This window comes from Bacillus sp. JK74, assembly GCF_053663395.1.
The window spans coordinates 1063252-1087352 of the sequence record NZ_JBSJQB010000002.1 but is presented as its reverse complement, the minus strand read 5'-3'; the positions used below and the strand labels follow the sequence as shown (position 1 = coordinate 1087352).

General features: G+C 48.0%; 22 protein-coding genes, 17 tRNA genes, 2 rRNA genes and 1 riboswitch. Of the genes, 36 read left to right on the top strand and 5 right to left on the bottom strand.

Features of this window, described 5'->3' with window-relative positions; genetic code table 11:
- The 21 genes from ACWJJ5_RS10045 to thiC all read left to right on the top strand — a co-directional run.
- Positions 1-125, top strand: a 23S ribosomal RNA gene (locus ACWJJ5_RS10045); the annotation flags it as partial.
- Between the two features lie 100 nt (positions 126-225).
- Positions 226-341 (top strand): 5S ribosomal RNA (rrf, locus tag ACWJJ5_RS10040).
- A gap of 9 nt (positions 342-350) precedes the next feature.
- Positions 351-425: transfer RNA gene (locus ACWJJ5_RS10035), tRNA-Asn, on the top strand.
- Positions 426-430: 5 nt separating this feature from the next.
- Positions 431-521 (top strand) — tRNA-Ser (locus ACWJJ5_RS10030).
- A gap of 36 nt (positions 522-557) precedes the next feature.
- Positions 558-629, top strand: a tRNA-Glu gene (locus ACWJJ5_RS10025).
- A gap of 10 nt (positions 630-639) precedes the next feature.
- Positions 640-715: transfer RNA gene (locus ACWJJ5_RS10020), tRNA-Val, on the top strand.
- Between the two features lie 7 nt (positions 716-722).
- Positions 723-799, top strand: a tRNA-Met gene (locus ACWJJ5_RS10015).
- An 8-nt stretch (positions 800-807) separates the two neighbouring features.
- A tRNA-Asp gene (locus ACWJJ5_RS10010) sits at positions 808-884 on the top strand.
- A gap of 10 nt (positions 885-894) precedes the next feature.
- Positions 895-970, top strand: a tRNA-Phe gene (locus ACWJJ5_RS10005).
- A 3-nt stretch (positions 971-973) separates the two neighbouring features.
- A tRNA-Thr gene (locus ACWJJ5_RS10000) sits at positions 974-1046 on the top strand.
- A gap of 11 nt (positions 1047-1057) precedes the next feature.
- Positions 1058-1142: transfer RNA gene (locus tag ACWJJ5_RS09995), tRNA-Tyr, on the top strand.
- A gap of 10 nt (positions 1143-1152) precedes the next feature.
- Positions 1153-1226: transfer RNA gene (locus ACWJJ5_RS09990), tRNA-Trp, on the top strand.
- Between the two features lie 29 nt (positions 1227-1255).
- Positions 1256-1331, top strand: a tRNA-His gene (locus tag ACWJJ5_RS09985).
- 9 nt (positions 1332-1340) lie between these two features.
- Positions 1341-1412 (top strand) — tRNA-Gln (locus ACWJJ5_RS09980).
- Positions 1413-1466: 54 nt separating this feature from the next.
- Positions 1467-1541 (top strand) — tRNA-Gly (locus ACWJJ5_RS09975).
- Positions 1542-1547: 6 nt separating this feature from the next.
- Positions 1548-1618 (top strand) — tRNA-Cys (locus ACWJJ5_RS09970).
- A gap of 7 nt (positions 1619-1625) precedes the next feature.
- Positions 1626-1714 (top strand) — tRNA-Leu (locus ACWJJ5_RS09965).
- Positions 1715-1960: 246 nt separating this feature from the next.
- Positions 1961-2042 (top strand) — tRNA-Leu (locus tag ACWJJ5_RS09960).
- Between the two features lie 399 nt (positions 2043-2441).
- Positions 2442-2768 carry a hypothetical protein gene (locus tag ACWJJ5_RS09955; protein ID WP_223883531.1) on the top strand — a complete coding sequence of 109 codons (327 nt, stop codon included), beginning with the start codon at positions 2442-2444 and terminating at the stop codon, positions 2766-2768.
- An 85-nt stretch (positions 2769-2853) separates the two neighbouring features.
- Positions 2854-3552: a Type 1 glutamine amidotransferase-like domain-containing protein gene (locus tag ACWJJ5_RS09950; RefSeq protein ID WP_454022383.1), complete on the top strand. Its 699-nt coding sequence runs from the start codon at positions 2854-2856 to the stop codon at positions 3550-3552.
- A 49-nt stretch (positions 3553-3601) separates the two neighbouring features.
- A riboswitch (TPP riboswitch) is annotated at positions 3602-3712 on the top strand.
- Positions 3713-3833: 121 nt separating this feature from the next.
- Positions 3834-5606, top strand: a complete 1773-nt coding sequence (gene thiC / locus ACWJJ5_RS09945) for a phosphomethylpyrimidine synthase ThiC (RefSeq protein WP_069473211.1) — start codon at positions 3834-3836, stop codon at positions 5604-5606.
- Positions 5607-5646: 40 nt separating this feature from the next.
- Here thiC and ACWJJ5_RS09940 read toward each other — a convergent pair whose 3' ends face one another.
- Complete coding sequence (locus tag ACWJJ5_RS09940; RefSeq protein ID WP_069473670.1) at positions 5647-7002, bottom strand: FAD-binding oxidoreductase; 1356 nt, start codon at positions 7000-7002, stop codon at positions 5647-5649.
- Positions 7003-7261: 259 nt separating this feature from the next.
- Between ACWJJ5_RS09940 and ACWJJ5_RS09935 the strand changes: the two genes are divergently transcribed.
- The 6 genes from ACWJJ5_RS09935 to ACWJJ5_RS09910 all read left to right on the top strand — a co-directional run bounded on the left by ACWJJ5_RS09935 (position 7262) and on the right by ACWJJ5_RS09910 (position 13049).
- On the top strand, positions 7262-7441 hold the full coding sequence (locus ACWJJ5_RS09935; protein WP_058906655.1) for an FbpB family small basic protein: 180 nt from the start codon (positions 7262-7264) through the stop codon (positions 7439-7441).
- Between the two features lie 2 nt (positions 7442-7443).
- Entirely contained in the window at positions 7444-9165 is a 1722-nt protein-coding gene (locus ACWJJ5_RS09930) for an ABC transporter substrate-binding protein (protein ID WP_317461337.1), read from the top strand.
- Positions 9166-9233: 68 nt separating this feature from the next.
- On the top strand, positions 9234-10190 hold the full coding sequence (locus ACWJJ5_RS09925; protein ID WP_077721970.1) for an ABC transporter permease: 957 nt from the start codon (positions 9234-9236) through the stop codon (positions 10188-10190).
- A 12-nt stretch (positions 10191-10202) separates the two neighbouring features.
- Positions 10203-11108, top strand: a complete 906-nt coding sequence (opp4C, locus tag ACWJJ5_RS09920; RefSeq protein ID WP_058906657.1) for an oligopeptide ABC transporter permease — start codon at positions 10203-10205, stop codon at positions 11106-11108.
- Complete coding sequence (locus ACWJJ5_RS09915) at positions 11105-12091, top strand: ABC transporter ATP-binding protein (protein ID WP_165408831.1); 987 nt, start codon at positions 11105-11107, stop codon at positions 12089-12091. The genes opp4C and ACWJJ5_RS09915 overlap by 4 nt, the downstream gene beginning before the upstream one ends.
- The gene (locus tag ACWJJ5_RS09910) at positions 12084-13049 is read left to right on the top strand and encodes an ABC transporter ATP-binding protein (RefSeq protein WP_454022382.1); all 966 of its coding nucleotides are present in this window, start codon (positions 12084-12086) and stop codon (positions 13047-13049) included. The genes ACWJJ5_RS09915 and ACWJJ5_RS09910 overlap by 8 nt, the downstream gene beginning before the upstream one ends.
- A gap of 71 nt (positions 13050-13120) precedes the next feature.
- Here ACWJJ5_RS09910 and katA read toward each other — a convergent pair whose 3' ends face one another.
- Complete coding sequence (katA, locus tag ACWJJ5_RS09905; protein WP_003155420.1) at positions 13121-14566, bottom strand: catalase KatA; 1446 nt, start codon at positions 14564-14566, stop codon at positions 13121-13123.
- A 256-nt stretch (positions 14567-14822) separates the two neighbouring features.
- Here katA and ACWJJ5_RS09900 point away from each other — a divergent pair, with 256 nt between their 5' ends.
- The 6 genes from ACWJJ5_RS09900 to rpsN all read left to right on the top strand — a co-directional run bounded on the left by ACWJJ5_RS09900 (position 14823) and on the right by rpsN (position 20191).
- A complete protein-coding gene (locus tag ACWJJ5_RS09900) occupies positions 14823-15758 on the top strand; it encodes an amidohydrolase family protein (RefSeq protein WP_454022381.1) in 936 nt (311 codons plus the stop codon).
- Between the two features lie 222 nt (positions 15759-15980).
- Positions 15981-16748: an ABC transporter ATP-binding protein gene (locus ACWJJ5_RS09895; RefSeq protein WP_003155413.1), complete on the top strand. Its 768-nt coding sequence runs from the start codon at positions 15981-15983 to the stop codon at positions 16746-16748.
- Between the two features lie 15 nt (positions 16749-16763).
- Positions 16764-17753, top strand: a complete 990-nt coding sequence (locus ACWJJ5_RS09890; RefSeq protein ID WP_454022380.1) for an aliphatic sulfonate ABC transporter substrate-binding protein — start codon at positions 16764-16766, stop codon at positions 17751-17753.
- Positions 17753-18586, top strand: coding sequence for an ABC transporter permease (locus ACWJJ5_RS09885; RefSeq protein WP_454022379.1), 834 nt, complete (start codon positions 17753-17755; stop codon positions 18584-18586). Before ACWJJ5_RS09890 ends, ACWJJ5_RS09885 begins: the two co-directional genes overlap by 1 nt.
- Positions 18587-18610: 24 nt before the next feature.
- Positions 18611-19747, top strand: a complete 1137-nt coding sequence (gene ssuD / locus ACWJJ5_RS09880; RefSeq protein WP_454022378.1) for an FMNH2-dependent alkanesulfonate monooxygenase — start codon at positions 18611-18613, stop codon at positions 19745-19747.
- A 174-nt stretch (positions 19748-19921) separates the two neighbouring features.
- The gene (gene rpsN / locus ACWJJ5_RS09875; protein ID WP_014417259.1) at positions 19922-20191 is read left to right on the top strand and encodes a 30S ribosomal protein S14; all 270 of its coding nucleotides are present in this window, start codon (positions 19922-19924) and stop codon (positions 20189-20191) included.
- A 20-nt stretch (positions 20192-20211) separates the two neighbouring features.
- On the opposite strand, the gene ACWJJ5_RS09870 is transcribed toward rpsN, so the two are convergent.
- Entirely contained in the window at positions 20212-20679 is a 468-nt protein-coding gene (locus tag ACWJJ5_RS09870) for a hypothetical protein (RefSeq protein WP_173612596.1), read from the bottom strand.
- The gene (locus ACWJJ5_RS09865) at positions 20676-20879 is read right to left on the bottom strand and encodes a helix-turn-helix transcriptional regulator (protein WP_003155407.1); all 204 of its coding nucleotides are present in this window, start codon (positions 20877-20879) and stop codon (positions 20676-20678) included. Before ACWJJ5_RS09865 ends, ACWJJ5_RS09870 begins: the two co-directional genes overlap by 4 nt.
- 188 nt (positions 20880-21067) lie before the next feature.
- Here ACWJJ5_RS09865 and ACWJJ5_RS09860 point away from each other — a divergent pair.
- Positions 21068-21141, top strand: a tRNA-Gly gene (locus ACWJJ5_RS09860).
- Between the two features lie 89 nt (positions 21142-21230).
- Here ACWJJ5_RS09860 and ACWJJ5_RS09855 read toward each other — a convergent pair.
- Positions 21231-21854 (bottom strand): hypothetical protein, encoded by a 624-nt coding sequence (locus tag ACWJJ5_RS09855; protein WP_022552809.1) that lies wholly within the window; start codon positions 21852-21854, stop codon positions 21231-21233.
- Positions 21855-21938: 84 nt separating this feature from the next.
- Here ACWJJ5_RS09855 and queG point away from each other — a divergent pair, with 84 nt between their 5' ends.
- Entirely contained in the window at positions 21939-23099 is a 1161-nt protein-coding gene (gene queG, locus ACWJJ5_RS09850; RefSeq protein WP_454022377.1) for a tRNA epoxyqueuosine(34) reductase QueG, read from the top strand.
- A gap of 76 nt (positions 23100-23175) precedes the next feature.
- The gene (locus ACWJJ5_RS09845; RefSeq protein WP_454022388.1) at positions 23176-24087 is read left to right on the top strand and encodes an amidase domain-containing protein; all 912 of its coding nucleotides are present in this window, start codon (positions 23176-23178) and stop codon (positions 24085-24087) included.
- Positions 24088-24101 lie beyond the last annotated feature (14 nt).

The following is a 24101-nucleotide window of genomic DNA, read 5'->3' as shown; positions in this document are numbered from 1 at the left end:
AAGATGAGATTTCCCATTCCGCAAGGAAGTAAGATCCCTGAAAGATGATCAGGTTGATAGGTCTGAGGTGGAAGTGTGGCGACACATGGAGCTGACAGATACTAATCGATCGAGGACTTAACCAATTTGAATGTATGCTTTCTGTTATCTAGTTTTGAGAGAATTTTTAAAAAAACTCTTGCTTTTTCTGAAATACATAGTATAATAATACATGTCACTAAAACGTCTGGTGATGATGGCGAAGAGGTCACACCCGTTCCCATGCCGAACACGGAAGTTAAGCTCTTCAGCGCCGATGGTAGTCGGGGGTTTCCCCCTGTGAGAGTAGGACATCGCCAGGCAGACTTCATTCCGCAGTAGCTCAGTGGTAGAGCTATCGGCTGTTAACCGATCGGTCGTAGGTTCGAATCCTACCTGCGGAGCCATTTATGGAGAGCTGTCCGAGTGGCCGAAGGAGCACGATTGGAAATCGTGTAGGCGGTAACCCCGTCTCAAGGGTTCGAATCCCTTGCTCTCCGCCACTAATTATCAATACATAACAAACGAAAAAATACCAGGGCCCGTTGGTCAAGCGGTTAAGACACCGCCCTTTCACGGCGGTAACACGGGTTCGAATCCCGTACGGGTCACTTATATGATGGAGGATTAGCTCAGCTGGGAGAGCATCTGCCTTACAAGCAGAGGGTCGGCGGTTCGAGCCCGTCATCCTCCACCATTATCATCGCGGGGTGGAGCAGTTCGGTAGCTCGTCGGGCTCATAACCCGAAGGTCGCAGGTTCAAATCCTGCCCCCGCAACCAAAAAAAATGGTCCGGTAGTTCAGTTGGTTAGAATGCCTGCCTGTCACGCAGGAGGTCGCGGGTTCGAGTCCCGTCCGGACCGCCATTTATAAAAAGGCTCGGTAGCTCAGTTGGTAGAGCAACGGACTGAAAATCCGTGTGTCGGCGGTTCGATTCCGTCCCGAGCCACCATTTGCCGGTCTAGCTCAATTGGTAGAGCAACTGACTTGTAATCAGTAGGTTGGGGGTTCAAGTCCTCTGGCCGGCACTCTAAATGATGGAGGGGTAGCGAAGTGGCTAAACGCGGCGGACTGTAAATCCGCTCCCTCAGGGTTCGGCAGTTCGAATCTGCCCCCCTCCACCATTTTATAAATAGGGGCATAGTTTAACGGTAGAACAGAGGTCTCCAAAACCTCCGGTGTGGGTTCGATTCCTACTGCCCCTGCCACTATATTATTTATTCATCTTCAGATTATGGCGGTTGTGGCGAAGTGGTTAACGCACCAGATTGTGGCTCTGGCACTCGTGGGTTCGATTCCCATCAATCGCCCCATATTATCATTGGGCTATAGCCAAGCGGTAAGGCAACGGACTTTGACTCCGTCATGCGTTGGTTCGAATCCAGCTAGCCCAGTTGCATTTTTTAAAAAACAACAGCATAAGATGTAATAAGTTCTTTTTACATGTTGCGGAAGTAGTTCAGTGGTAGAACATCACCTTGCCAAGGTGGGGGTCGCGGGTTCGAATCCCGTCTTCCGCTCCAAATTACGGCGGCATAGCCAAGTGGTAAGGCAGAGGTCTGCAAAACCTTTATCCCCGGTTCGAATCCGGGTGTCGCCTTTCTATTGCCGGGGTGGTGGAATTGGCAGACACACAGGACTTAAAATCCTGCGGTAGGTGACTACCGTGCCGGTTCAAGTCCGGCCCTCGGCACCAATTTAACTTTGGACGCACCATGTTAAATTGGTCATCAATTTTCACATTATAAAACATATATGAGAGTGATTTGCATATTGCAGGTCACTTTTTTTATATAATAAAAGCGTGAAGACTATCAATATAAGTTTCTTGCTTGTATCGTATATACTGCATTACCATTTGAAAAAACTTTACTAAAACCATTGACACCTTATAAAATGCATGTTATATTTATATACGTCGGTTGAACACGACGCATTACATGCCGGTGTGGCGGAATTGGCAGACGCGCACGACTCAAAATCGTGTTCCTTCTGGAGTGCCGGTTCGACCCCGGCCACCGGTATACAAAGGCTTCTACATATTGTAGAAGCCTTTTTTGTTGTATGAAAATATCCTCCAAGGCTTGTGAAAACATGATACCTGCAGCAGGAGGAGCTGGATTCGGCGCACCGTGCTTATATTAAGGAAACACCGATTCGGCCGTGGAGTTTAATCTTTCCGATCGGCTGCTTTTGCTATTAACACTGTTTCTCAGCTGGTGGGGCGGCCATTCAAAAGCGATATGCTTGAGGTCATGTTAATCGCATTATTGGCAGCGGTTATTGCAGCATTAGCTCTTTTTATGTTTCAGCGCTTTCCTGCAGGCGAGCTTGTTACCCATTTTATTAAGGGCGGAAACGAATTGGTCAACGTTATTATTATGTTATCGCTGATTTGAGCCGTAACAGCAGTAGCTGAAAATCTGGGATTCTCGAAATATGTTACTTCTCATTTAACATCATGGATCCCTCATATGTTTATTGCGCCGTCTCTTTTTATACTGGGGGCTGTTATATCCTATTTTATCGGGTCATCCTGGGGGACTTGGGACGCTGGCGGTTCAGTTACATACCAGCTTATTATTAGCGATCGGGGCCGTGTTTGTGAGCGGAACATTTGGTTTGCTTCTCCCCTCAGTGATAATACGGTGTTGGGGATCAATGTTGTGAAGTATGCCCGTTCGAAGCTTGTTCCGGCGATTATCGCCGCGGGGATCTCCGTTATGTTATACGGTGCGTATTTCAGATAATAAATACTTTTTGAAGGCGTTATCCGAAATTGGGATAACGCCTTTTTAATGAGCTGTTATACTTGAGAAAAAAGAGGTGATGACATTGAAGCAGATTATTACAATGGGCGGCGGGGGGTTTTCCATGGAGCCGGATCATCTTGTGCTGGATCAGTATATTTTAGAGCAGTCGGCGCGGTCAAAGCCGAAAGTTTGTTTTTTGCCGACGGCAAGCGGAGATTCGGAGAATTATATCGGCAGGTTTTATCAGGCCTTTCAAAAGCTGCGGTGTGAGCCGGATCACTTGTCGCTGTTTAAACCGCCGGGTTCTGATCTCAGATCCTTTCTCATGAAGAAAGATATTATATATGTCGGCGGCGGAAATACGCGCAATATGCTTGTCTTATGGAAAGAGTGGGGGCTTGACCTTATTCTTCGTGAGGCTTGGGAAAACGGCATCATCTTGGCGGGTCTCAGCGCCGGAGCGGTTTGCTGGTACGAAGAAGGGGTGACGGATTCAGCGGGGGATTTGCGAGAGTTAAGAGCTTTAGGATTTTTGCCGGGCAGCTTTTGTCCGCACTATGACGGAGAAGCGGAGCGCCGGCCGGTGTATCACCGCCTGATTTCCGAAAAGAAACTCAGGGAGGGCTATGCCGCTGATGACGGCGCTGCGCTTCATTATAAAGACGGTCAGCTGTTCCGCGCTGTCTCTTCCCGGGAAACCGCAAAGGGTTATCGGGTTTTTAATACCGAAGAAGGCGTTCGGGAAACAGAGCTTATGACCGTCTCGTTATCTGAATTTTGATAATATGCTTTTTTTTGTACACAACTTATGTTACGATGAGAGCGAAATCAATAGTTACTGGGGGTGCCCGTCTGAGCGGGCTGAGAGAGAAGCGGCGGCTTCTTAACCCTTTGGACCTGATCTGGTTCGTACCAGCGTGGGGAAGTAAAGGTTTTATTATTGTTGATGAAAACAATAATAGTTTCTTTCTGACTGCAAAACCGGGTTCTTCTTTGAACCCGGTTTTTTTGTGCTGGTGCTGAGCTTGGTTCTGTTATTCAAATGATAAAGGAGAGATTTGTATGCAAAATCAATCAGTACAGCAAGCGAACATTTCCATTATGTCGAGCTTTTCCGGCAGTAAAAAGGTTTATGCAGAAGGTTCTTCGCCCGACATACGAGTGCCGATGCGGGAAATCAGCCTTAGTCCGACAACGGGGGCGTTCGGGGAAGAGGAGAATGCGCCGGTCCGTGTTTATGATACGAGCGGACCGTATACAGACCCGGATGTACAGATTGATATTCATGAAGGTCTGGGGGCGCTCCGCACAAAGTGGATTACCGGGCGCGGAGATGTAGAAGAATATAACGGCCGGACCGTGAGACCTGAAGACAACGGCTATAAAAAAGAGGGCCGTGCCGCCGAATACCCCGGCCTGCAGCGGAAACCGCTTCGGGCCAAGCCGGGGAAAAATGTAACACAATTGCATTATGCGAGAAAAGGCATCATTACGCCGGAAATGGAGTTTATCGCAATTCGCGAGCATGTGTCTCCCGAATTTGTCAGAGACGAGGTAGCCAGCGGCCGGGCGATTATTCCTTCTAACGTCAACCACCCGGAAAGCGAGCCGATGATTATCGGCCGGAATTTTCATGTGAAAATTAATGCCAATATCGGCAACTCGGCTGTTACATCTTCTATCGAAGAAGAAGTCGAAAAAATGACGTGGGCGATTCGCTGGGGCGCCGATACGATGATGGACTTATCCACGGGAAAAGACATTCATACGACGCGTGAATGGATTATCCGCAACTGCCCCGTGCCTGTGGGGACGGTGCCGATTTATCAGGCGCTTGAAAAAGTTAATGGCATTGCCGAGGATTTAACGTGGGACATTTATCGTGACACATTGATTGAGCAGGCGGAGCAGGGCGTGGATTATTTCACCATCCATGCCGGCGTATTGCTTCGTTACGTCCCGTTAACGGCTAAACGCACGACGGGAATCGTATCCCGCGGCGGGGCAATTATGGCGCAATGGTGCCTGGCTCATCATCAGGAAAGCTTTCTGTACACGCATTTTGAAGAAATTTGTGAAATCATGAAGACCTATGATATCGCTTTTTCACTTGGTGACGGGCTTCGTCCCGGTTCGATTGCGGATGCCAATGATGAAGCGCAGTTTGCGGAATTGGAGACTCTCGGAGAATTGACGGAGATTGCGTGGAAGCACGATGTGCAAGTGATGATCGAAGGGCCGGGTCATGTGCCGATGCATAAAATTAAGGAAAACATGGACAAACAGCTGGAAATTTGTAAAGAGGCGCCTTTTTACACGCTCGGCCCATTAACGACGGATATCGCTCCGGGCTATGACCACATTACTTCAGCGATCGGCGCGGCGATGATCGGCTGGTACGGGACGGCGATGCTTTGCTATGTCACGCCGAAGGAGCATTTGGGGCTGCCGAATCGTGATGATGTAAGAGAAGGCGTCATTACGTACAAAATCGCGGCACATGCCGCAGACCTTGCTAAAGGGCATCCGGGTGCACAGATCCGTGACGATGCTCTGTCTAAGGCGCGGTTTGAATTCCGGTGGCGTGATCAATTTCATTTGTCGCTTGATCCTGAAAGAGCAATGGAATATCATGATGAAACACTGCCGGCTGAAGGCGCAAAAACGGCTCACTTCTGTTCGATGTGCGGCCCGAAGTTCTGCAGCATGAGAATTTCTCAGGATATTCGTGATTATGCGAAGGAAAACGGACTTACTGAAGACGAGGCCGTCAATGAAGGGCTGAAAGAAAAAGCAAAAGAGTTTGCAGAGAAGGGAAGCCGCTTATATCAATAAAAGAAAAGATGAAGATGGAGTGTGTCCATCTTCATCTTTTTTAGAAAAACGGTGAACGGCGAAGCGGCGGAATGCTCTGCTCGAAGCGGAATATATTTTCCGGATCATATTTCGTTTTGACTTGACGGAGGCGGTGAACATTTTCTCCGTAATACGTTTGCAGCCAGTTTCTGATTTCTCTATCAGGCCAATTCACATAATCTCCCATCGTTTCTCTTGATAGGGACGTTCTCAGTCCTTCGATCCAGCGGACATTTTGTCTTTCTTCTTCAGCAGATGTCCAAGTTGTAATATATTCTTGGGCAATGATTGCGTTGCGATAGTAGAATGCCGTTTGGTCCGGAGCGATCCGTCCGGCCGCCCCGCCGAGAGATTGCTGCCAGACACTGGCGTTTTCGTTCGGAGCGTGCTCTAAATAGCGCTTTAAAGTGGATATTGCGCGTGTTGATAATGGTTTTTCAATAAAGGATCCTGACCGCTTCATCTTTTGCGGCTGATTGCCTCCCGGGCTGTTAAAAAAGGCTGCCGCTTTAATAAATGGCACTGTCTTGACCATGCCGCTTGTCGGTTTTCCCGCTTTCATTAACGGAGCCAGCAGTTCTTTCAGCTCCTCTTTTGTCCCGGTAAATTGACCGAGCGCTTCTATGCGGTTGACTTCCTTAGGCCAAAACTGAATTGATGAGGTAAGCCGGTTGTCTGTAAATGGAGCCCAGCGCTGCCACGTGTTAAATACTTCCTCGAAATCATCCCAGCCCCAAGTGACAGAAAAAACAGACACGCACGAGATCGGCACGGCTTTAAACATCATGGATGTGACAATGCCGAAGTTGCCTCCCCCTCCGCCCTGAGATGCCCAAAATAGATCAGAGTGCTTTGAGCGGTTGACCGTGATCAAGTCAGCACCCGCTTTTTCGTCCGCTATGATCATTTCGAGCTGGAGGAGACGATCGCAAGTAAGTCCGGCAGTCCTTGTTAAATATCCGATTCCTCCCCCGAGCGTCAGCCCCGTGATTCCCACATTCGCAATGGTTCCCGCAGGAAGGGTCAAGCCGTACCGCCAGAGTGTCCGGTAGACTTCCCCCAATTCGGCTCCCGCTTCAATCGAGACCAGCCGCTTATCCTCATTTACTCTTATTTTCTTCATTTCACTGAGATCAATGACTAGTCCGTCATTTAACAGAGAAAAATTTTCGTAGCTGTGTCTTCCGCCTCTGATACGAAAAGGCACATTGTTCTCACGCGCCCATCTCACCGCATTGAGGGCGTCATGTTTGTTTTGACAAAACACAATGATGTCTGGATATCTTTGCAGGCTTAAATTGATATTGGTTCTTGCAGCATTATAGTCCGGATCATCTTTTTTGACGATGCGACCGGTCAATGTTGTCTTTTCCACATTCTCACTCACTTTCACTTGTAATCTGCTATGTTTTCTAGCATATGCGGAAAAATGAGAGAGTGTATGAGGAAAACCCCCGGAAGGACACGATATTTTAAATTATAGTTGACAGGTAGGGATTGTATGAATTAACATAATCATTACATATTTCCAAACGATGGCTGATCGGATCACCGAAGGCTCTTATCTATTAAACAGATAAGGGCCTTTTTTGCGTGAAAGTCATTGAATGAAATGAAAAGCGGAGGGATGAAAAGTGGGTTTAAAAAAGGTGACACATGTTCGCAAAAAGAGCAAAAAACGGAAAAAGTACAGAAAACACACATTGAATTTCGAACTGCTTGTAGAGAAAAACAAACGGGAGATTATGAGAAATGAGGAACAGATGGAGCAGATTTATATAAAGATAGATGAAAAGCATGCGGGGGTTCGATAAAGATGAAGGAGAGAAAATGGAGGATAAAAACAACGGTACTCGCGCTGTCGGTATCCATCGTGTTATCAGGGTGCGCGTTAGGGAGTGCCGGGGAAGAACCGTCATCTGAGGCTGATAAAAAGGAAGAAACACGTATCGCCCATGTCAAGACAAAGGAATTTAAAGCTTCTCATCCGGCGGCGATTCCCGCTAAATCGAAAGCCAGAACTGACACTTTTGTTGCTGGGATTTCCGCGCCGGGCGGCGTGTTTCTGCCGTACTTCTACGAAAACGGCTGGGATGGAAATGCGACAGATCCTATTTTTGAACCGTTAGTCAAACTGGATAAAACGGGAAAGCCTGCCCCGGCTCTTGCGGAAAGCTGGAAAATTTCCAAAGATCAGCTAACATACACGTTCCGTTTAAGAAAAAATCTCGTTTTCAGCGACGGTTCACCGTTGACCGCAAAGGATGCCGCATTCACTTTAACACTGCTGCATGATCCTGCATACGCGGGCTATGAAGATATCACCACGGCTTATATTAAAGGCGGTAAGGCTTACAAAGAAGGAAAGGCAAAGACGATAGAGGGCATTCGCGTCCTTGATGACAGAACCATTCAAATCACGACTGAGAAAGTCAGTGCGAAGTCGCTGCTTCTTTTGGGCGGGCAGGTGCTGTCAGAAGCCTACTACGGGAAGAAATATCAATTCGGCAAACTGGATTATTTAAAAGAGCTTTATGCCAAACCTCTCGGAGCGGGACCTTATCAATTTACAGAATACCTTCCGGGACAGGAAATACGCTATCAGGCTAATGAACACTATTATGCCGGAAAACCGAAAACGGAAAAGCTGATTTATAAAATTATCGATCCGTCAACTTCCCTTCAGCTTTTTGAAACGGGTGACCTTGATTACGCTTCTTTCTCACCTGATGATGATACGGTTCAGCATTTAAAAAGTCTCGGTTTTGCCAATATAAGCGTATCTGTCGTGAATGATTACGGGCTTGTATACGTCAATCACAAGCGTCCGCCTTTTCAAGATAAGAAAGTGTCCCAGGCGCTTATTTACGGACTTGACCGTCAAAAAATCGTCGATGTCCGCTTTAAACGCTACGGAGAGGTCGCGAATGTTCCGGTGTCTCCGGTTTCGTGGGCTTATGATGACAAGGGTGTCAATCGGTACGCGTTTAACCCTGAAAAAGCCAAAAAGCTTCTTGATGAAGCAGGCTGGAAAACGGGCAAAGACGGTGTACGTGAAAAAAACGGCAAAAAGCTTGAAATCAGCTATTACACATCTAAAGCGGATGATGATTTCATCCCGATAGCGAAAGAAAATTATGCGGACATCGGAATCTCATTAAAACCGGAAGTGATGGATTTTAATACAGAAGTAGCGAAAATCAATGACAAACAATATGACCTTGCCGCCGTTTCCACCTCGCAGATCCTTGATCCGAATGACACGGTGGAAAAGCTGGCTTCCGGCCATCCCAATAATGTGACGGGGTATTCCAATCCGAAAGCGGACCGGCTGATAGAGAAAGGAGCCGGCACGCTTGATATCAGCGAAAGAAAAGAGATTTATCACCAGCTGTACCGGGAGCTCGGGGAAAACCCGCCTTACATTCTGATTCATTACCGTCAGAGCGCAAGGGCGGTCAGCGGAAAAATAAAAGGGCTTGAGCCTGACAATTATTCTGGAATCAGTTCAAGTCTATCAAATGTCTCAATTCGATAGAACGGTTGGGCAAAATACCCGATGCATCCTGGGGATTTTGCCCTTTCAGCGGAAAGGAGGGGCTTTTTATGAAACGGTATGCCGCAGAACGATTCATTCAAATGCTTGTGATCTTATTCGGTACGTCCTTTATTATTTTTTTCTTATTCGCCATGCTGCCGGGCGATTATATTGATTCCAATGTAAATCTGACTCCGGAAAGAGCGAAGGAGTTAAAAGCGCTTTACGGGCTGGATCAGCCGATTTGGAAGCGTTATGTGACGTGGCTCGGAAATGTGCTCAGCGGAGATTTTGGGTTTTCTTTGAAATATCAGGAGAACGTCCTGTCACTGCTTCGGAAATATGTCTGGAATTCGTTTTTTGTCGCCTTTTTGGCGTTGCTTGTCACATGGTCAGCCGCGATGATAACGGGTGTCATATCCGCTGTCAGGAAATACTCATGGTTTGACGGGATCGTGACGTTTCTTGTTTTTGCTTCCATGGCGTTTCCGTCTTTTTTTATCAGCCTTCTGTTTATTAAGTGGTTTGGGGTGGATTTGAAAATATTTCCTGTCGGCGGGATGATTGATACCGGAAGCACGAGTACAGGTTTTTCGTACGTGCTTGAAGCCGCCAGACATATGATTCTTCCGGTCGTGATTTTATCTATGCTCGGCATCGGCTCGCTGACAAGGTATTTCCGCTCCGGCATGCTGGACGTGATCAGACAGGATTATATCAGAACGGCGAGAGCGAAGGGATTGAAAGAGCGCACCGTCATCTGGAAACATGCGTTGAAAAACGCGCTTATTCCGGCCATCACCCTGCTTGCTTTTGAACTGCCGGGACTGTTTTCCGGAGCCATCATTATTGAACAGATTTTCGGGTGGCCGGGTGTCGGCCGTATTCAGCTTGAATCCGTGCATTATCGTGATTATCCGGTTTTGATGGCGTTTACCTTGTTTTTGTCTTGTTTAACGATAGTAGGGAACTTCTTGGCGGATATCGCTTATGCCGCGGTTGATCCGCGGGTCAGACTGAAATAGGGGGTGTGCGGAATGAAAAAACAAAAAGGGGTGCCGCCTTCTCTTTGGAAGCAGACGTACCGCCGCCTGCTGCAGCATAAGCTGACGGTCATCAGTCTTCTTTTCTTATGTTTTATGTTTTTATTGTGCTTTATCGGGCCGTCTTTTTCTCCGTACATAACAGATCGGACGGATATTTCAAATGCCAATCAGCAGCCGGGGGTTCATCATTGGCTTGGAACCGACCAGTACGGGAGAGATGTGCTGACGAGGCTGATGCTGGCGGGGCAGATTTCTCTGACCGTGGGGCTTGCTTCAATGGTGCTGTCGCTTGTCATCGGCTCTTTACTCGGGGCTGCGGCCGGGTTTTATCGGGGAGCCGCTGATATGATCATTATGCGCATTGCTGATATGCTCATGTCCATCCCGGGCCTGCCGCTGCTTTTGATTTTGGCTGCGGTGATGTCGGAGTGGAAAGTGCCTTCTGAATACAGAATGTACCTGATTATGATGATGTTAAGTCTGATCGGATGGCCCGGTTTGGCGCGGCTTGTACGCGGACAGATTTTGTCGCTGAAGGAGCAGCCGTTTATGATGGCCGCGGAAGTTTTGGGGCTTAGTGATAAACGGAAAATCCTCTATCATTTGCTTCCCAACACATTGCCGTTATTACTGGTAGCGGCGACTTTGCATGTGGCGGGAGCGATGCTGAGTGAATCTGCGCTGAGTTTTCTCGGGCTTGGCGTTGCTCCGCCGACACCTTCTTGGGGAAACATGATGGAAGCGGCGAATCATTTTATGGATTTTACACTCCGCCCGTGGCTGTGGATTCCGCCGGGAACGGCCATTTTTCTGACCGTTGTGGCGATTCATCTGCTTGGAGACGGTTTAAGAGACGCTTTTGATCCTAAGGTAAAACGGCAGGTGAAAATGAAATGAAAAAACCGCTTTTAGAAGTGAGGCATTTGGAAACGGCTTTTTATACAGAGGAGGGTGCGGTAAAGGCCGTGGACGGTGTCAGCTTTACGATACATGAGGAGGAAACGGTTTGTATTGTAGGAGAGTCCGGCTGCGGGAAAAGCATGGCGTCATTGTCCATTATGCAGCTTATTCCCGAGACTGGGAGAATCGAACGGGGAGCGGTGCATTTTTCCGGACGGAACCTGTTGGAATTGAAACCAAAAGACATGCAGAAAATCCGCGGCAGCGAAATCGGGATGATTTTTCAGGAACCGATGACATCTTTGAATCCGGTATTTACAATCGGTGAGCAGCTGACCGAACCGATTCGCGAACATTTGTTTCTGAGTAAGAAAGAGGCATGGCGGAGGGCCGTTGAACTGATCACGTTAGTGGAGATCCCGAATGCCGAGCAGGTTATGCACCGATATCCTCATGAGCTGAGCGGCGGCATGCTGCAGCGCATCATGACGGCTGTCGCGCTAAGCTGCGATCCGAAACTGATCATTGCCGACGAGCCGACGACAGCGCTTGACGTAACCATTCAGGCGCAGATATTGGATTTATTGCGGGATATGAAAAAGCAATTTCGCACGTCTATTTTATTCATTACTCATGACCTTGGCGTGGTTGCTGAAATGGCTGATTATGTGATTGTTATGTATGCGGGAAAAATTGTGGAGGAAGGACCGGTTGCAGAGCTGTTTTCTGATCCGAAGCATCCGTATACGAAAGGGCTGCTCGCGGCCAAGCCGGTTATCGGTCAAAAAAGGGAGACGCTTTACACCATTCCGGGGCAGGTCCCCGAGCTTGCGGACCTGTCCGGATCGTCTTGTTATTTTGCGGAGCGATGTGAACACAGCACAGAAATATGCCGGAGATCGAGCCCGCATTTTACTGAATTCGGGAAGGGGCATCAGGCGGCGTGCTGGCTTTACAGAGAGGAGAAAGCAGATGAGTGATGTGTTGCTGGAGGTCAAGGGGCTGAAAAAATATTACGAGGAGCATGGGGGGATGAGAAAGACTCATAAAAAACCCGTAAAAGCGGTCGACGGCGTCAGTTTTACGATAGGAAAGGGAGAAGTGTTCGGCTTAGCGGGAGAATCGGGCAGCGGAAAGTCATCAATCGGCAAGACCATTTTGAGGCTTCATGAGAAAACAGGGGGAGAGGTGTTTTTTCAGGGGCGTGATGTGTTTCGGATGAGCCGGCGCGAGCTCAAAACTTTCAGATCGGAAGCGCAGCTCATCTTTCAAGATCCGTTCAGTTCTTTAAACCCCCGGCGCCGGATCGGAGAAGCCATCGGTGAAGCGATGATCGAGCATCAATTGGCGGTGAAGCGGAACGCGCGTGATAAAGCGGCGGAGGTTCTTGAAGCCTGCGGACTTTCCGCAAACTTCATCGATCGTTATCCGCATGAATTTTCCGGAGGGCAGCGGCAGCGGATCGTGATTGCAAGAGCGATGGCGCTCAAGCCGCAATTTATCATTATGGATGAACCCGTGGCGGCGTTAGATGTCTCCATCCAGGCGCAGATGATCAATTTGTTCAGCAGCCTTCAAAAACAGCACGGGCTGTCATATTTGTTCATTTCTCATGATTTAAGCGTGGTGGAGCACTTATGTACGAAGGTCGCCATTATGTATTTAGGGACGATTGTGGAATACGCGTCAAAGGAGGAGCTCTTTTCACGGCCGCTTCACCCTTATACGAAAGCGCTGTTATCAGCCGTGCCTGTTCCTGATCCCGGAGCGAAAAGGGAGCGGATAATTTTAAAGGGTGATATACCGAGCCCCTCTGATCCGCCTTCAGGCTGTAAATTCCGAACGAGATGTCCGGAAGCCAAGAAGATATGTGCTGAGAAAAGTCCGGCGCTGTCAGAAAAAGGGCTTCATCATTTTGCGGCATGTCACTTCGTGTAATTGAGAAAAAAACTGTTTTATTGATAATAAACAGGAAAAACCTGCCGGGCAGACCGGCAGGTTTTTTGATGTTATTTTGGTGACGGCAGTCCGAGTCCTTCGGCAACGCGTCTGCCGTATTCAGGATCAGCCTTGTAGAAGTGGCCGATCTGGCGCAGCTTAATTTCTTCTTTTTCCACAGGTTTCATCGCACTGACGATATTGGCGACAAGGCGCGCGCGCTCTTCCTCGCTCATCAGGCGGTACAGGTCGCCGGCTTGTGTGTAATGATCATGATGATTATAGCTTACACTGTCAGCGAAACCTGATACAGGATATGCCGCCTGTTTATCTTCAGGTGACTCTTTAGGGCCCCCGAAGCTGTTAGGCTCGTAATAGACGGAGCGGCCGCCGTTATCATCAAAACGCATTTGTCCGTCACGCTGATAGTTTTTCACTTCATTGCGGGAACGGTTGATCGGCAGCGCCTGATGGTTCGCGCCGACACGGTAGCGATGCGCGTCATGGTATGCGAACAACCGGCCTTGAAGCATTTTATCAGGTGAGACGTCCACGCCGGGGACTAATGTGCCGGGAGAGAACGTCGCCTGTTCTACTTCCGCAAAGTAATTTTCCGGATTGCGGTTCAGAACCATGCGGCCGACTTCGATGAGCGGATAGTCTTTTTGAGACCATACTTTTGTGACGTCAAACGGATCAAAGCGATATGTGTTTGCATCTTCTAACGGCATGATTTGAACATATAATTTCCATGCGGGGAAATCGCCGTTTTCAATCGCATTGAACAAATCTTCCGTATGGTAATCGGGATTTTCGCCCGCGATTTTTGCGGCTGTATTAACATCAAGGTTTTTCACGCCTTGCTCTGTTTTAAAGTGATATTTAATCCAGACGCCTTCGCCTTTATCATTTGTCCATTTAAATGTATGGCTTCCGAATCCGTGCATATGGCGAAGAGTCGCCGGAATGCCCCGGTCTGACATCAGAATGGTTACCTGGTGCAGGGATTCGGGTGACAAAGACCAGAAATCCCAAACGGCCGTCGGATTTTTCAGATGTGTTCTCGGATCTCTTTTTTGTGTATGGATAAAGTCAGGGAACTTGATGGCATCGCGGATGAAGAACACGGGTGTATTATTTCCGACGATATCGTAGTTTCCTTCTTCTGTATAAAACTTAACGGCAAATCCGCGCGGGTCGCGCACTGTGTCACTAGAGCCCAGTTCGCCCGCAACGGTTGAGAAACGGATGAAAAGCGGCGTGCGTTTACCGACTTCTGACAGAAATGCGGCTTTCGTATATTTTGTAACGTCATTTGTGACTTCAAAATAACCGTGTGCGCCCGCGCCTTTTGCGTGAACGACACGCTCCGGAACGCGTTCTCTGTTAAAGTGCGCCAATTTCTCAAGAAGATGGACGTCTTGTATTAAAGCAGGACCGCGATCGCCGGCCGTCATTGAGTTTTGGTTATCTCCGACAGGAGCGCCCCAGCTGGTTGTCAATTTATTTGAACTCATGTGATCACCTCTTTAAATTTATAAGAACATAATATCACCTATCAGTAAAAAGTCAATATTATTTTATAATGATTATAAAATAATTATTTTTATTATCGAAAAGAAAGTTCGGGTTTGAAAGACCACTTGACTGAGGGGAATAATGGGTTTAATATGAGAAAAAATAGAAACCGCTGACTTGGACACAAGAGGCTCTTATTCTTCACTGGATAAGGGTCTTTTTTTATTGTCAGGCGGTAAGGGAGGCGGCGATTGTATGCTTTTCCGGCAGCATTTTAAACCTGTCGATATTCACGGTCATCTGCCGTACAGCCTTAATTTCGGCAAAAACGATAAGACATTTTCCGATTATAACCGGGAGCGGTCGGAAAGAATGAATCTCACTTGGGATTTTCCTGATCCGCATGATGTTGATGGCGATGACGGCGAAATCGCTTTGATGACAAGATGGGAGAAAGAATTAGATAAGTACGGCATTGATGTGCTGAATTTTTTAACTGCAGAGAGCAATGACCGGATGGCGGCGTTTATTCAAGCAAATCCGGCGAGGTTTACCGGATTTGCATATCATCCTTTGGAACAAAAGGATGCGTATGAGGAGCTGAAAAGAGCGGTTGAAGAGCTCGGTCTGAAAGGATATAAACTGTTCGGGCCGCTGACAGACATCGAGTTTCATGATCCGTCGCTGAAAAAGCTGTGGACGTATCTGGCTGACAAAAGACTGCCTGTATTAATTCACTTCGGACTTTTAGGGAGAGCGGGGGGCATTGTCAGCCATCGCAACATCAACCCGCTCTCCATCTATCGCGTCGCGAGAGAGTATGCTGATATACCGTTCATCATTCCGCATTTCGGCGCCGGATATTATCAGGAACTGCTGCAGCTGTGCTGGAGCTGCCCGAATGTGTATATTGACACGTCCGGCTCAAATCAGTGGATGAGGTGGATGCCGTACCCGCTTGATTTGGAAATTCTGTTTCGAAAGACATCTGAATTAATCGGTGCTGAACGGATCATCTTCGGGACGGATTCGAACGGATTTCCGAGAGGATATGTATACAGATATCTTCAGGAGCAGGTGAGGACCTGCCGGGAAATCAATATGCGGGAAGAAGATATAGAAAACATTTTCGGCAACAACGCGCGGACATTATTAAAAATCGCCCGGCAAGAAAAGGAAGTAAATACGTGATACAGCCGATGCGCTCTCTGGCAGGGTTATGCCGGAGGGCGTATTTTAATCCTTATAAAAAACAGTTGACAAGTCGGAATAAATTGAATTAACATGATATTCAAATTTAAAAACAAACGGGTTGCCGATCGGACCGCCGAAGGCTCCCATCTCTGCAAGCAATCGGAGATGGGGGCCTTTTTGTTTTTCGATCGCATGCGGCAGAAAGAGAGGGGAAGACAGATGGCTGTAACCATCAGCATACAAGAAAAAGCTTTTGAGCATGAAGGCCGGAAAACACCGGTGCTGAATGATATTGAGCTGTCAATTGCATCGGGAGAATTTTTGACTGTCATCGGGCCGAGCGGATGCGGCAAAAGCACGCTTTTAAAATTGATTGCCGGTCTTGATACCGATTATAAAGGCTCTGTCGCAATAAACGGCCGCAATGTGTCGGGACCGGGCATCCGGCAGGGATTTATCTTTCAGGAGCACCGGCTGTTTCCCTGGCTGACGGTAAAACAAAACATCGCTGCCGATCTCAATATGAACGACCCGGCCGTTCGGAAAAAAGTGGATGATCTGATTGAGGTTGTCAGGCTGCAGGGAGCGGAGAACGCTTATCCGCGCGAATTATCCGGCGGCATGTCGCAGCGGGTTGCCATCGCCAGAGCCCTTTTGCGTGAGCCGGAGGTGCTGCTTTTAGATGAACCGTTCGGGGCGCTTGACGCTTTTACGAGAAAACATTTGCAGGATGTGCTGCTTGATATATGGCGCGAGAAAAAAACGACGATGATTCTGGTCACGCATGATATTGATGAATCCGTCTATTTAGGCGATAAGCTGGCGATCCTCAGGGCAAAGCCCGGCCGGCTGCACAGCCTGATGCCGATTCAGCTTCCGCATCCGCGCAATCGGACGTCAGCGGATTTTCAGGCCGTCCGGCAGAAGGTGCTTTCTGAATTTGAGAAAACGGAAGACCTCCGGTTTGCGGACGGGTCCGGGATATAGAAGGGACGAAGCGAAGTGAAAAAAATCATCATTCTTTTAGCCGCAGCAGTCATGATGTCAGCCGGATGCAGTGCAGACGGGACAGGGGGGAGCGGGAAAACAGTGAAAGAAATCCGGATCGGCATCCAGCAGAGTTTAAGCCCGCTTCTCATTGCCAAGGAAAAAGGCTGGTTTGAAGAGGCCTTCAAAAAAGACGGAATAAAAGTAAAATGGGTCGAATTCCAAAGCGGTCCTCCGCAATTTGAAGGTCTTGCCGCCGATAAGCTTGATTTTTCCCAGGTCGGCAATTCACCGGTCATTTCCGGCCAGGCGGCAGGAATTGATTTTAAAGAGATCGGGCTGTCTCAGGACGGGTTAAAAGCAAACGGCATTCTCGTAAACAAGGACAGCGGGATTCAGAGCCTGAAAGAATTGAAAGGTAAAAAAATCGCCGTAGCCAAAGGGAGCAGCGGCTTTGATTTTCTCTATAAAGCTTTAGATAAAGCGGGGCTTTCCGCCGATGACGTCACCATCATTCAGCTTCAGCCTGATGAGGCGGTTTCCGCTTTTGAAAACAAATCAGTTGATGCATGGTCGATTTGGGAGCCGTATTTGTCGATTGAAACGCTGCAGCACGGGGCGGAAATATTAGCGAACGGAGAGAGCACGGATTTATATTCTCCCGGTTTCACGTTAGTCAGAACGGGATTTTCCAAAGAACACCCGGATGAGGTTGTCCGTTTTCTGAAAGTGTTCAATAAAGCAGTTACATGGCAAAAGGAACACAAAGATGAAGCCGTCTCCTTATATGCGAAAATCAAACATCTTGATCCGAAAGTCGTCAGAAACGTGCTTAACAATACTGAGCCTCTCAATGAACCGATCAATGATGATATTGTCAAAGCCCAGCAGGAAACCGCTGATTTTCAATATCGAACAAAAGCGATTCGTAAGAAAATTCATGTAAAAGACGTGGTCGACAATTCATTTATTAAAAAAGCGCGTGAAACGGGGGATGGCAAGTAATGAAAGCAGAAGCACCAACGGCTGCCGGCGCAATAAGCCAATCAGAAAAGAAAGCTCTGGCAAGATCCCGGAAGTATTCATACCAATGGATGAAAGGGATTGTACTCCCGGCTGCGGTCATCGCAGTATGGCAGTTTATCGCAAGTCTGGGCATCGTCTCTGCAACGGTGCTCCCGTCACCTGTCGTCATCTTGCAGACGTTTCAGGAACTTCTTCTTTCAGGTGAGCTGTGGGGTCATTTAGAGATCAGTTTATACCGGGCGGCTGCCGGATTTCTGCTTGGCGCGGGCCTCGGACTTGTTTTCGGGCTGCTGGTCGGTTTCTCAAAGCGGACGGAAGCGTATCTCGATCCGTCTCTGCAAATGCTCAGAACGGTTCCGCACTTGGCCGTGACTCCTCTGTTTATTTTGTGGTTCGGATTTGATGAGACATCAAAAATTCTGCTGATCGCATTGGGGGCTTTTTTTCCCGTGTACATTAATACGTTTCTCGGAATCCGCAGTGTGGAAGCGAAGCTGTTTGACGTCGCGCGGGTGCTGGAATTTAATTGGTATCAGCAGATGACGAAATTAATTCTTCCGGCATCTCTGCCGAATATCCTGCTCGGCATCAGGCTCTCTCTAGGCATTGCGTGGCTCGGTCTTGTGGTGGCGGAACTGATGGGATCGAGCGAGGGCGTCGGTTATATGATTATGGATGCCAGACAATTTTCACAGACAAATAAGGTGTTTGTCGGCATTATCATTTTTGCGGCTGTCGGCAAGCTGACAGATGCATTGGTCAGAATGCTCGAGCGGAAACTATTAAAATGGCGGAACAGTTATGAAGGGTAACCTATTAAAAAAGGAGAGATTCATATGGAGATTCTTTGGTTTATTCCGACGCATGGTGACGGCCGGTATTTAGGGACGCAAACGGGAGGGAGAACAGCGGATCATCTTTATTTTAAGCAAGTGGCACAGGCGGCGGACAGACTCGGGTATACGGGGGTTCTGCTGCCGACGGGGAGATCATGTGAAGACCCGTGGCTGACGGCTGCCGCTTTAGCGGGGGAAACGAGTGACTTGAAATTTTTAGTGGCGGTCCGGCCGGGACTGATGCAGCCGTCTGTCGCCGCGAGAATGGCGTCGACAATGGACCGGCTGTCAGACGGCCGTTTGCTCGTAAATGTCGTAGCGGGCGGAGATCCTTATGAACTGGCGGGAGACGGCATGTTTATCAGCCACGATGAACGTTATAAGGCGACTGAAGAATTTTTAACCGTCTGGCGCGGGCTCATGCGGGGCGAAACGGTGACATATGAAGGGGACCATATCAAAGTGGAAAACAGCAACCTCCTGTTTCCGCCAAAACAGTCTCCGCATCCGCCATTATATTTCGGCGGTTCATCACAGGCGGGAATTGAGGCTGCGGCGAAACATACAGATGTCTATTTAACATGGGGAGAGCCGCCGGAGCAGGTAAAAGAAAAGATTGAAACCGTTAAAAAACAGGCTGCCAAGGAAGGAAGGACGATGCGTTTTGGCATCAGACTTCACGTGATTGTTCGGGAGACTGAGGAAGAGGCATGGGAAGCGGCTGAACGATTAATCAGCCACTTAGACGAAGAGACAATTGCGAAAGCGCAGGCTGCGCTCCGGCGCGCTGATTCATCGGGACAAAAACGGATGGCCGATCTTCATAACGGTGACCGCTCGAAGCTTGAGATCAGCCCGAATCTCTGGGCCGGAATCGGACTGGTCAGAGGCGGAGCGGGCACGGCGCTTGTCGGTGATCCGCAGACTATCGCTGATCGAATTTTAGAGTATCAGGCACTCGGCATTGAGTCGTTTATCTTTTCAGGCTATCCGCATCTGGAAGAAGCTTATTATCTGGCTGAACTCGTGTTTCCGCTTCTGCCGTTTCAGAATGAGCGGACTAAAAAGCTTGAGCGCAGATTGGGTGAAGCAATGGGAAACGACCATTTTGCAAGAGGAAATAAAGCGACAGTCTGATGACGTCGCAAGGCGGATCATTGACGGCGGGTGCTTTCTGCGGATTCATTTCCGGGGAAATGCCGGCAGTGAAGGCGGGTATTCACCCGCCTTTTTAAGCGCTTAGCTTGCACGATGCTCATCTGGATGATATGATACAAAACGTAATTATTACGATTTGTTAGGAGTGCTGAAATGGCAAAAAAATCAAAAGTAATCAAAGAGCTCAAGCGGCAGAAGCTTGTTGAACAATATGCGGACATCCGAAGAGAATTAAAGGCAAAAGGCGACTGGGAAGCGCTGAGCAAACTGCCGCGTGATTCTGCTCCGGCCAGGCTTCATAACCGCTGTACGGTGACGGGGCGGCCCCGCGGATATATGAGAAAATTTAAACTGTCCAGAATCGCATTCAGGGAGCTGGCCCATAAAGGCCGGGTTCCCGGGGTGAAAAAAGCGAGCTGGTAACATAAAAAACTCCGGATCTGTCATGAACCGGAGTTTTTGCCGTGCTTATGAAAAGTGAAAACATAAGCCAAATGCTGAATCATCATCAGAATGAAAATCAAAAGTATCGGAAAAAAAGGTAGATGCGGCTGAATCAGCGGATAAAACAAAAGCAGAACGGCTGCGGCCGGCAATGAGAAGTAAACGGCGATATACGAGGAACGGCAAGCTTTAGCCGTCATCATTTGTTCTCTTTCATCCTGTTCCTCAAATTCATCGGGCACAAGCCTGTGCTTTTTGCCGTTTCGTTTTTTCTTTTCGGCATAGATATACAATGCGGCACAAATGATAAACAGCAGAAACGGAGTGATATTCAGCTCAAATGAACTGCTCCCCTCCGTTTGGAAAAACTGAGCGATCCGCGGTGCCGCTTCCATAAAGGAAATAAGCGTCCAGCAGGCCAATCCGTAGAGTGCAAGGTGAAAACACGCTTTTCTTTTCAAACTCATTTTTTCTCCTCCTCCAGCCAGAAAACTTCCTCCATCGGCAGTGAGAAAGCCCGGCAGATGTTAAGCGCCAATAAGAGTGAAGGCACATAATCTCCTTTTTCAATCGCTGCAATCGTCTGTCTGGTGGCTCCGGCTTCTTTTCCGAGCGTTTCCTGAGAATAGCCGAATCTGGCTCTCAGCTCTTTTACTTTATTTTTCATCATCAGGGCGTACCTCAAGTTTTCTTCTTTTTTATATTGTATGAGATTCTTAACAAAATGTAAACCTAACTTAACATGTGGACAAAAAAAGAATTTTTTTCGACAAATTTTTTAACATTCCCTTGACGAAAAAAAAATATACATGTAATATTAGAAACATCAAATCGGTACTGACAAAAAACTTTGATGCGGGTGTAGTTTAGTGGTAAAACCTCAGCCTTCCAAGCTGATGTCGTGAGTTCGATTCTCATCACCCGCTCCATACATACGTTATTAACGCAGTGTTTCGTTTCTCTGATAAACGAAGTATTGCGTTTTTTTATGTGAAAAAAGACACGAAGGCGTGTCTTTTTATGAAAGCCAAGAGACGGTATGCGTGCCTCCGTGAATTTGTTCAAACATTTTGGTTAAAGATGATAGCAGCTCATCCGCCGCGTCGGCATGAAATGAAGGCGGGAAAAAGATCAGCTGCAGCATTTTCTTTGTGCCGGTTGTTACAGGGCGGGTGTTGATATGTCCGGTAAGGCCGCCGAAAATGCCGCCAGAGTCGGAGAAAGCAAGTACGTGTTCTTTTTCTCCGATTGTAATCGAAATCGGTTCATCTATTTCTGCGGCGTCATACGCCATGATGGGCAATGAATATTTCAAGGAGAAAAAAAGTATGGTATCATGGGCTGAATTCACACTTTCAATGAATCGTTCCCGGGAAATATCGCCGAGCATAAGCTCCATCGGCGTTTTTTGTCCTGAAAAGGCGGGACTGAGCTGTTCCATCATACGCGCCCACTCTTTAACAAAAGGCTGCTCATCTATACCGCCGTCAGCATAATCAAAGTAAAGAGATTCTTGAAATAAACGGAGGCGGCCTTTCAGCATTTGCGGAGCAGGCCCGACTTCGATCTGTTCATATAAGACGGCTGCCGCTTTGATCCCCGGCACCCGTTCAGCAATAAGTGGATCTAAACTGATGTTCAAGTGTGTTCACTCCATTTCGGGATGATAAAACTCTATTATACCCGTGCGGGAGCCTGATCACAAAGAAAGGAGGCTGTGCAAAAAATGAATATTCATAAACTGAAAGAGGAATTAATCGAATACGCCAAAAGCATCGGAGTTGACAAAATCGGGTTTACAACGGCTGATACGTTCGACAGTCTGCGGGACCGGCTGATTCTTCAGGAATCACTCGGCTATTTATCCGGTTTTGAAGAGCCGGATATTGAAAAACGGGTTACTCCGTCTTTGCTTCTCCCGAAAGCCAAATCAATCGTCGCCATCGCCCTTGCTTATCCTTCCAAAATGAAAGATGCGCCGAGGAGCACGAGGGACGGGCGGCGCGGCATTTTTTGCAGAGCTTCCTGGGGGAAGGATTATCATGATGTGCTGCGGGAAAAGCTTGATCTGCTGGAGAATTTTCTCCAAAGCAAACATGAGGATATCCGCACAAAGTCAATGGTGGATACAGGAGAATTGTCCGACAGGGCCGTGGCTGAACGGGCGGGAATCGGCTTCAGCGCCAAAAACTGCATGATCACCACGCCTGAATACGGTTCTTACGTCTATCTGGCTGAAATGATCACCAATCTGCCCTTTGAACCGGATGTGCCGATTGAAGATATGTGCGGTACGTGCACAAAATGTCTAGACGCTTGTCCGACCGGCGCACTCGTCAATCCCGGACAGCTTAACGCCCAGCGCTGTATTTCGTTCCTGACCCAGACAAAGGGATTTTTGCCGGATGAGTTCCGCACGAAAATCGGAAACCGTCTGTATGGCTGTGACACGTGCCAGACGGTCTGTCCGATTAATATGGGGAAAGATTTTCATCTTCATCCGCAGATGGAGCCTGATCCGGAAATCGCAAAGCCGCTGTTAAAGCCGCTTTTGACCATAAGCAACCGCGAATTCAAAGAAAAATTCGGACATGTATCGGGATCATGGCGCGGCAAGAAGCCGATACAGCGGAATGCGATTTTAGCTTTGGCTCATTTTAAAGACGCCTCGTCTCTTCCGGAATTAACGGCCTTGATGCACCAAGATCCGCGCCCCGTCATCAGGGGTACGGCCGCCTGGGCCATCGGGAAAATCGGTGATCCTGATTATGCGGAGGAATTAGAAAAAGCGCTTCAAAAGGAGCAGGATGAGGACGCCATACGGGAAATTGAAAAGGGACTGGAGCTGTTATCGGTTTCTGAGAAGACTAAAACCGGCCGGTCCTGACATATGTATAGAGAAAAAGCACTTGACCGGAGTTCAAGTGTTTTTTCTTTATAAAATCGTATGGTGGGTGGAGCGCTTGAAGCATATTATTGAAGATTTAGCGGAGGCCCGGCTTCATTATTTAATCAACGGAACCGAGATGAGGCAGAATGGGCAGACCGTCGATCTTGAGGTCCTGACGAGAAAAAAAGAGCTGTTTGAAAAACGGAAAGTTGATATCGTGAAAGCGAAGGCAAAAGCCGTCATTGTCAAAAGCCGTCTTGAGGACGACGGCACGTTATGTGTCATGTACACGATTCATTTCGAATATTTGTGCAAGGAGCATGACGGACACCTTTACTTAGAAGAGCAGATTGAGGAACGGACTGCATTTCTCTATGATGAGCTTTTGATTAAAGACCGGGAAGTAAAGAAAAAACCGGCTGGATTTTCTGACGGAAACAGCGTAATTGAATATGAGCGGAGTGAACGGGAAGATTTCGGGCGGGCGTTTCAATACGACCGTCTGGCTGCCGTGCAGTACGCGGAGAAGTTTTGGAATAAACGAAATCCCGCTTATAAAAATTTCAGCGATAATTGCACCAATTTTATTTCCCAATGTTTACATGCCGGAAAAGCACCGATGCGGGGGCATCCGAACAGAGGCTCAGGCTGGTGGATGAAGGCAAGCTCGTGGAGCTACAGCTGGACGGTCGCGCATTCGATGAAGATGTATCTGGCCCAATCCAAGGCAGGGCTTCGCGCATTGCAAGTATCAAGAGCTGAAGAACTGATGCCCGGAGATATCATTTGCTATGATTTTGAAGGAGACGGCCGTTTTAATCATACGGCGATCGTGGTCGCAAAAGATAAAAGCAATATGCCGCTCGTCAATGCCCAAACGTATGACAGCAGAATGAGATATTGGTCATATGAGGATTCAACGGCGTATACTCCTTCCATCAGATATGCGTTTTTTCATATTACGGATGATACGACAAAAGAGTAATTAATGATATAATG

Coding starts and splice junctions, on each gene's coding strand:
- ACWJJ5_RS09910 (WP_454022382.1), top strand. CDS start 12,084: ATGAGTGATGTGTTGCTGGAGGTCAAGGGGCTGAAAAAATATTACGAG.
- katA (WP_003155420.1), bottom strand. CDS start 14,566: ATGAGTTCAAATAAATTGACAACCAGCTGGGGCGCTCCTGTCGGAGAT.
- ACWJJ5_RS09865 (WP_003155407.1), bottom strand. CDS start 20,879: ATGAAAAATAAAGTAAAAGAGCTGAGAGCCAGATTCGGCTATTCTCAG.
- ACWJJ5_RS09930 (WP_317461337.1), top strand. CDS start 7,444: ATGAAGGAGAGAAAATGGAGGATAAAAACAACGGTACTCGCGCTGTCG.
- ACWJJ5_RS09915 (WP_165408831.1), top strand. CDS start 11,105: ATGAAAAAACCGCTTTTAGAAGTGAGGCATTTGGAAACGGCTTTTTAT.
- ACWJJ5_RS09925 (WP_077721970.1), top strand. CDS start 9,234: ATGAAACGGTATGCCGCAGAACGATTCATTCAAATGCTTGTGATCTTA.
- ACWJJ5_RS09900 (WP_454022381.1), top strand. CDS start 14,823: ATGCTTTTCCGGCAGCATTTTAAACCTGTCGATATTCACGGTCATCTG.
- ACWJJ5_RS09895 (WP_003155413.1), top strand. CDS start 15,981: ATGGCTGTAACCATCAGCATACAAGAAAAAGCTTTTGAGCATGAAGGC.
- ACWJJ5_RS09870 (WP_173612596.1), bottom strand. CDS start 20,679: ATGAGTTTGAAAAGAAAAGCGTGTTTTCACCTTGCACTCTACGGATTG.
- queG (WP_454022377.1), top strand. CDS start 21,939: ATGAATATTCATAAACTGAAAGAGGAATTAATCGAATACGCCAAAAGC.
- opp4C (WP_058906657.1), top strand. CDS start 10,203: ATGAAAAAACAAAAAGGGGTGCCGCCTTCTCTTTGGAAGCAGACGTAC.
- ssuD (WP_454022378.1), top strand. CDS start 18,611: ATGGAGATTCTTTGGTTTATTCCGACGCATGGTGACGGCCGGTATTTA.
- rpsN (WP_014417259.1), top strand. CDS start 19,922: ATGGCAAAAAAATCAAAAGTAATCAAAGAGCTCAAGCGGCAGAAGCTT.
- thiC (WP_069473211.1), top strand. CDS start 3,834: ATGCAAAATCAATCAGTACAGCAAGCGAACATTTCCATTATGTCGAGC.
- ACWJJ5_RS09885 (WP_454022379.1), top strand. CDS start 17,753: ATGAAAGCAGAAGCACCAACGGCTGCCGGCGCAATAAGCCAATCAGAA.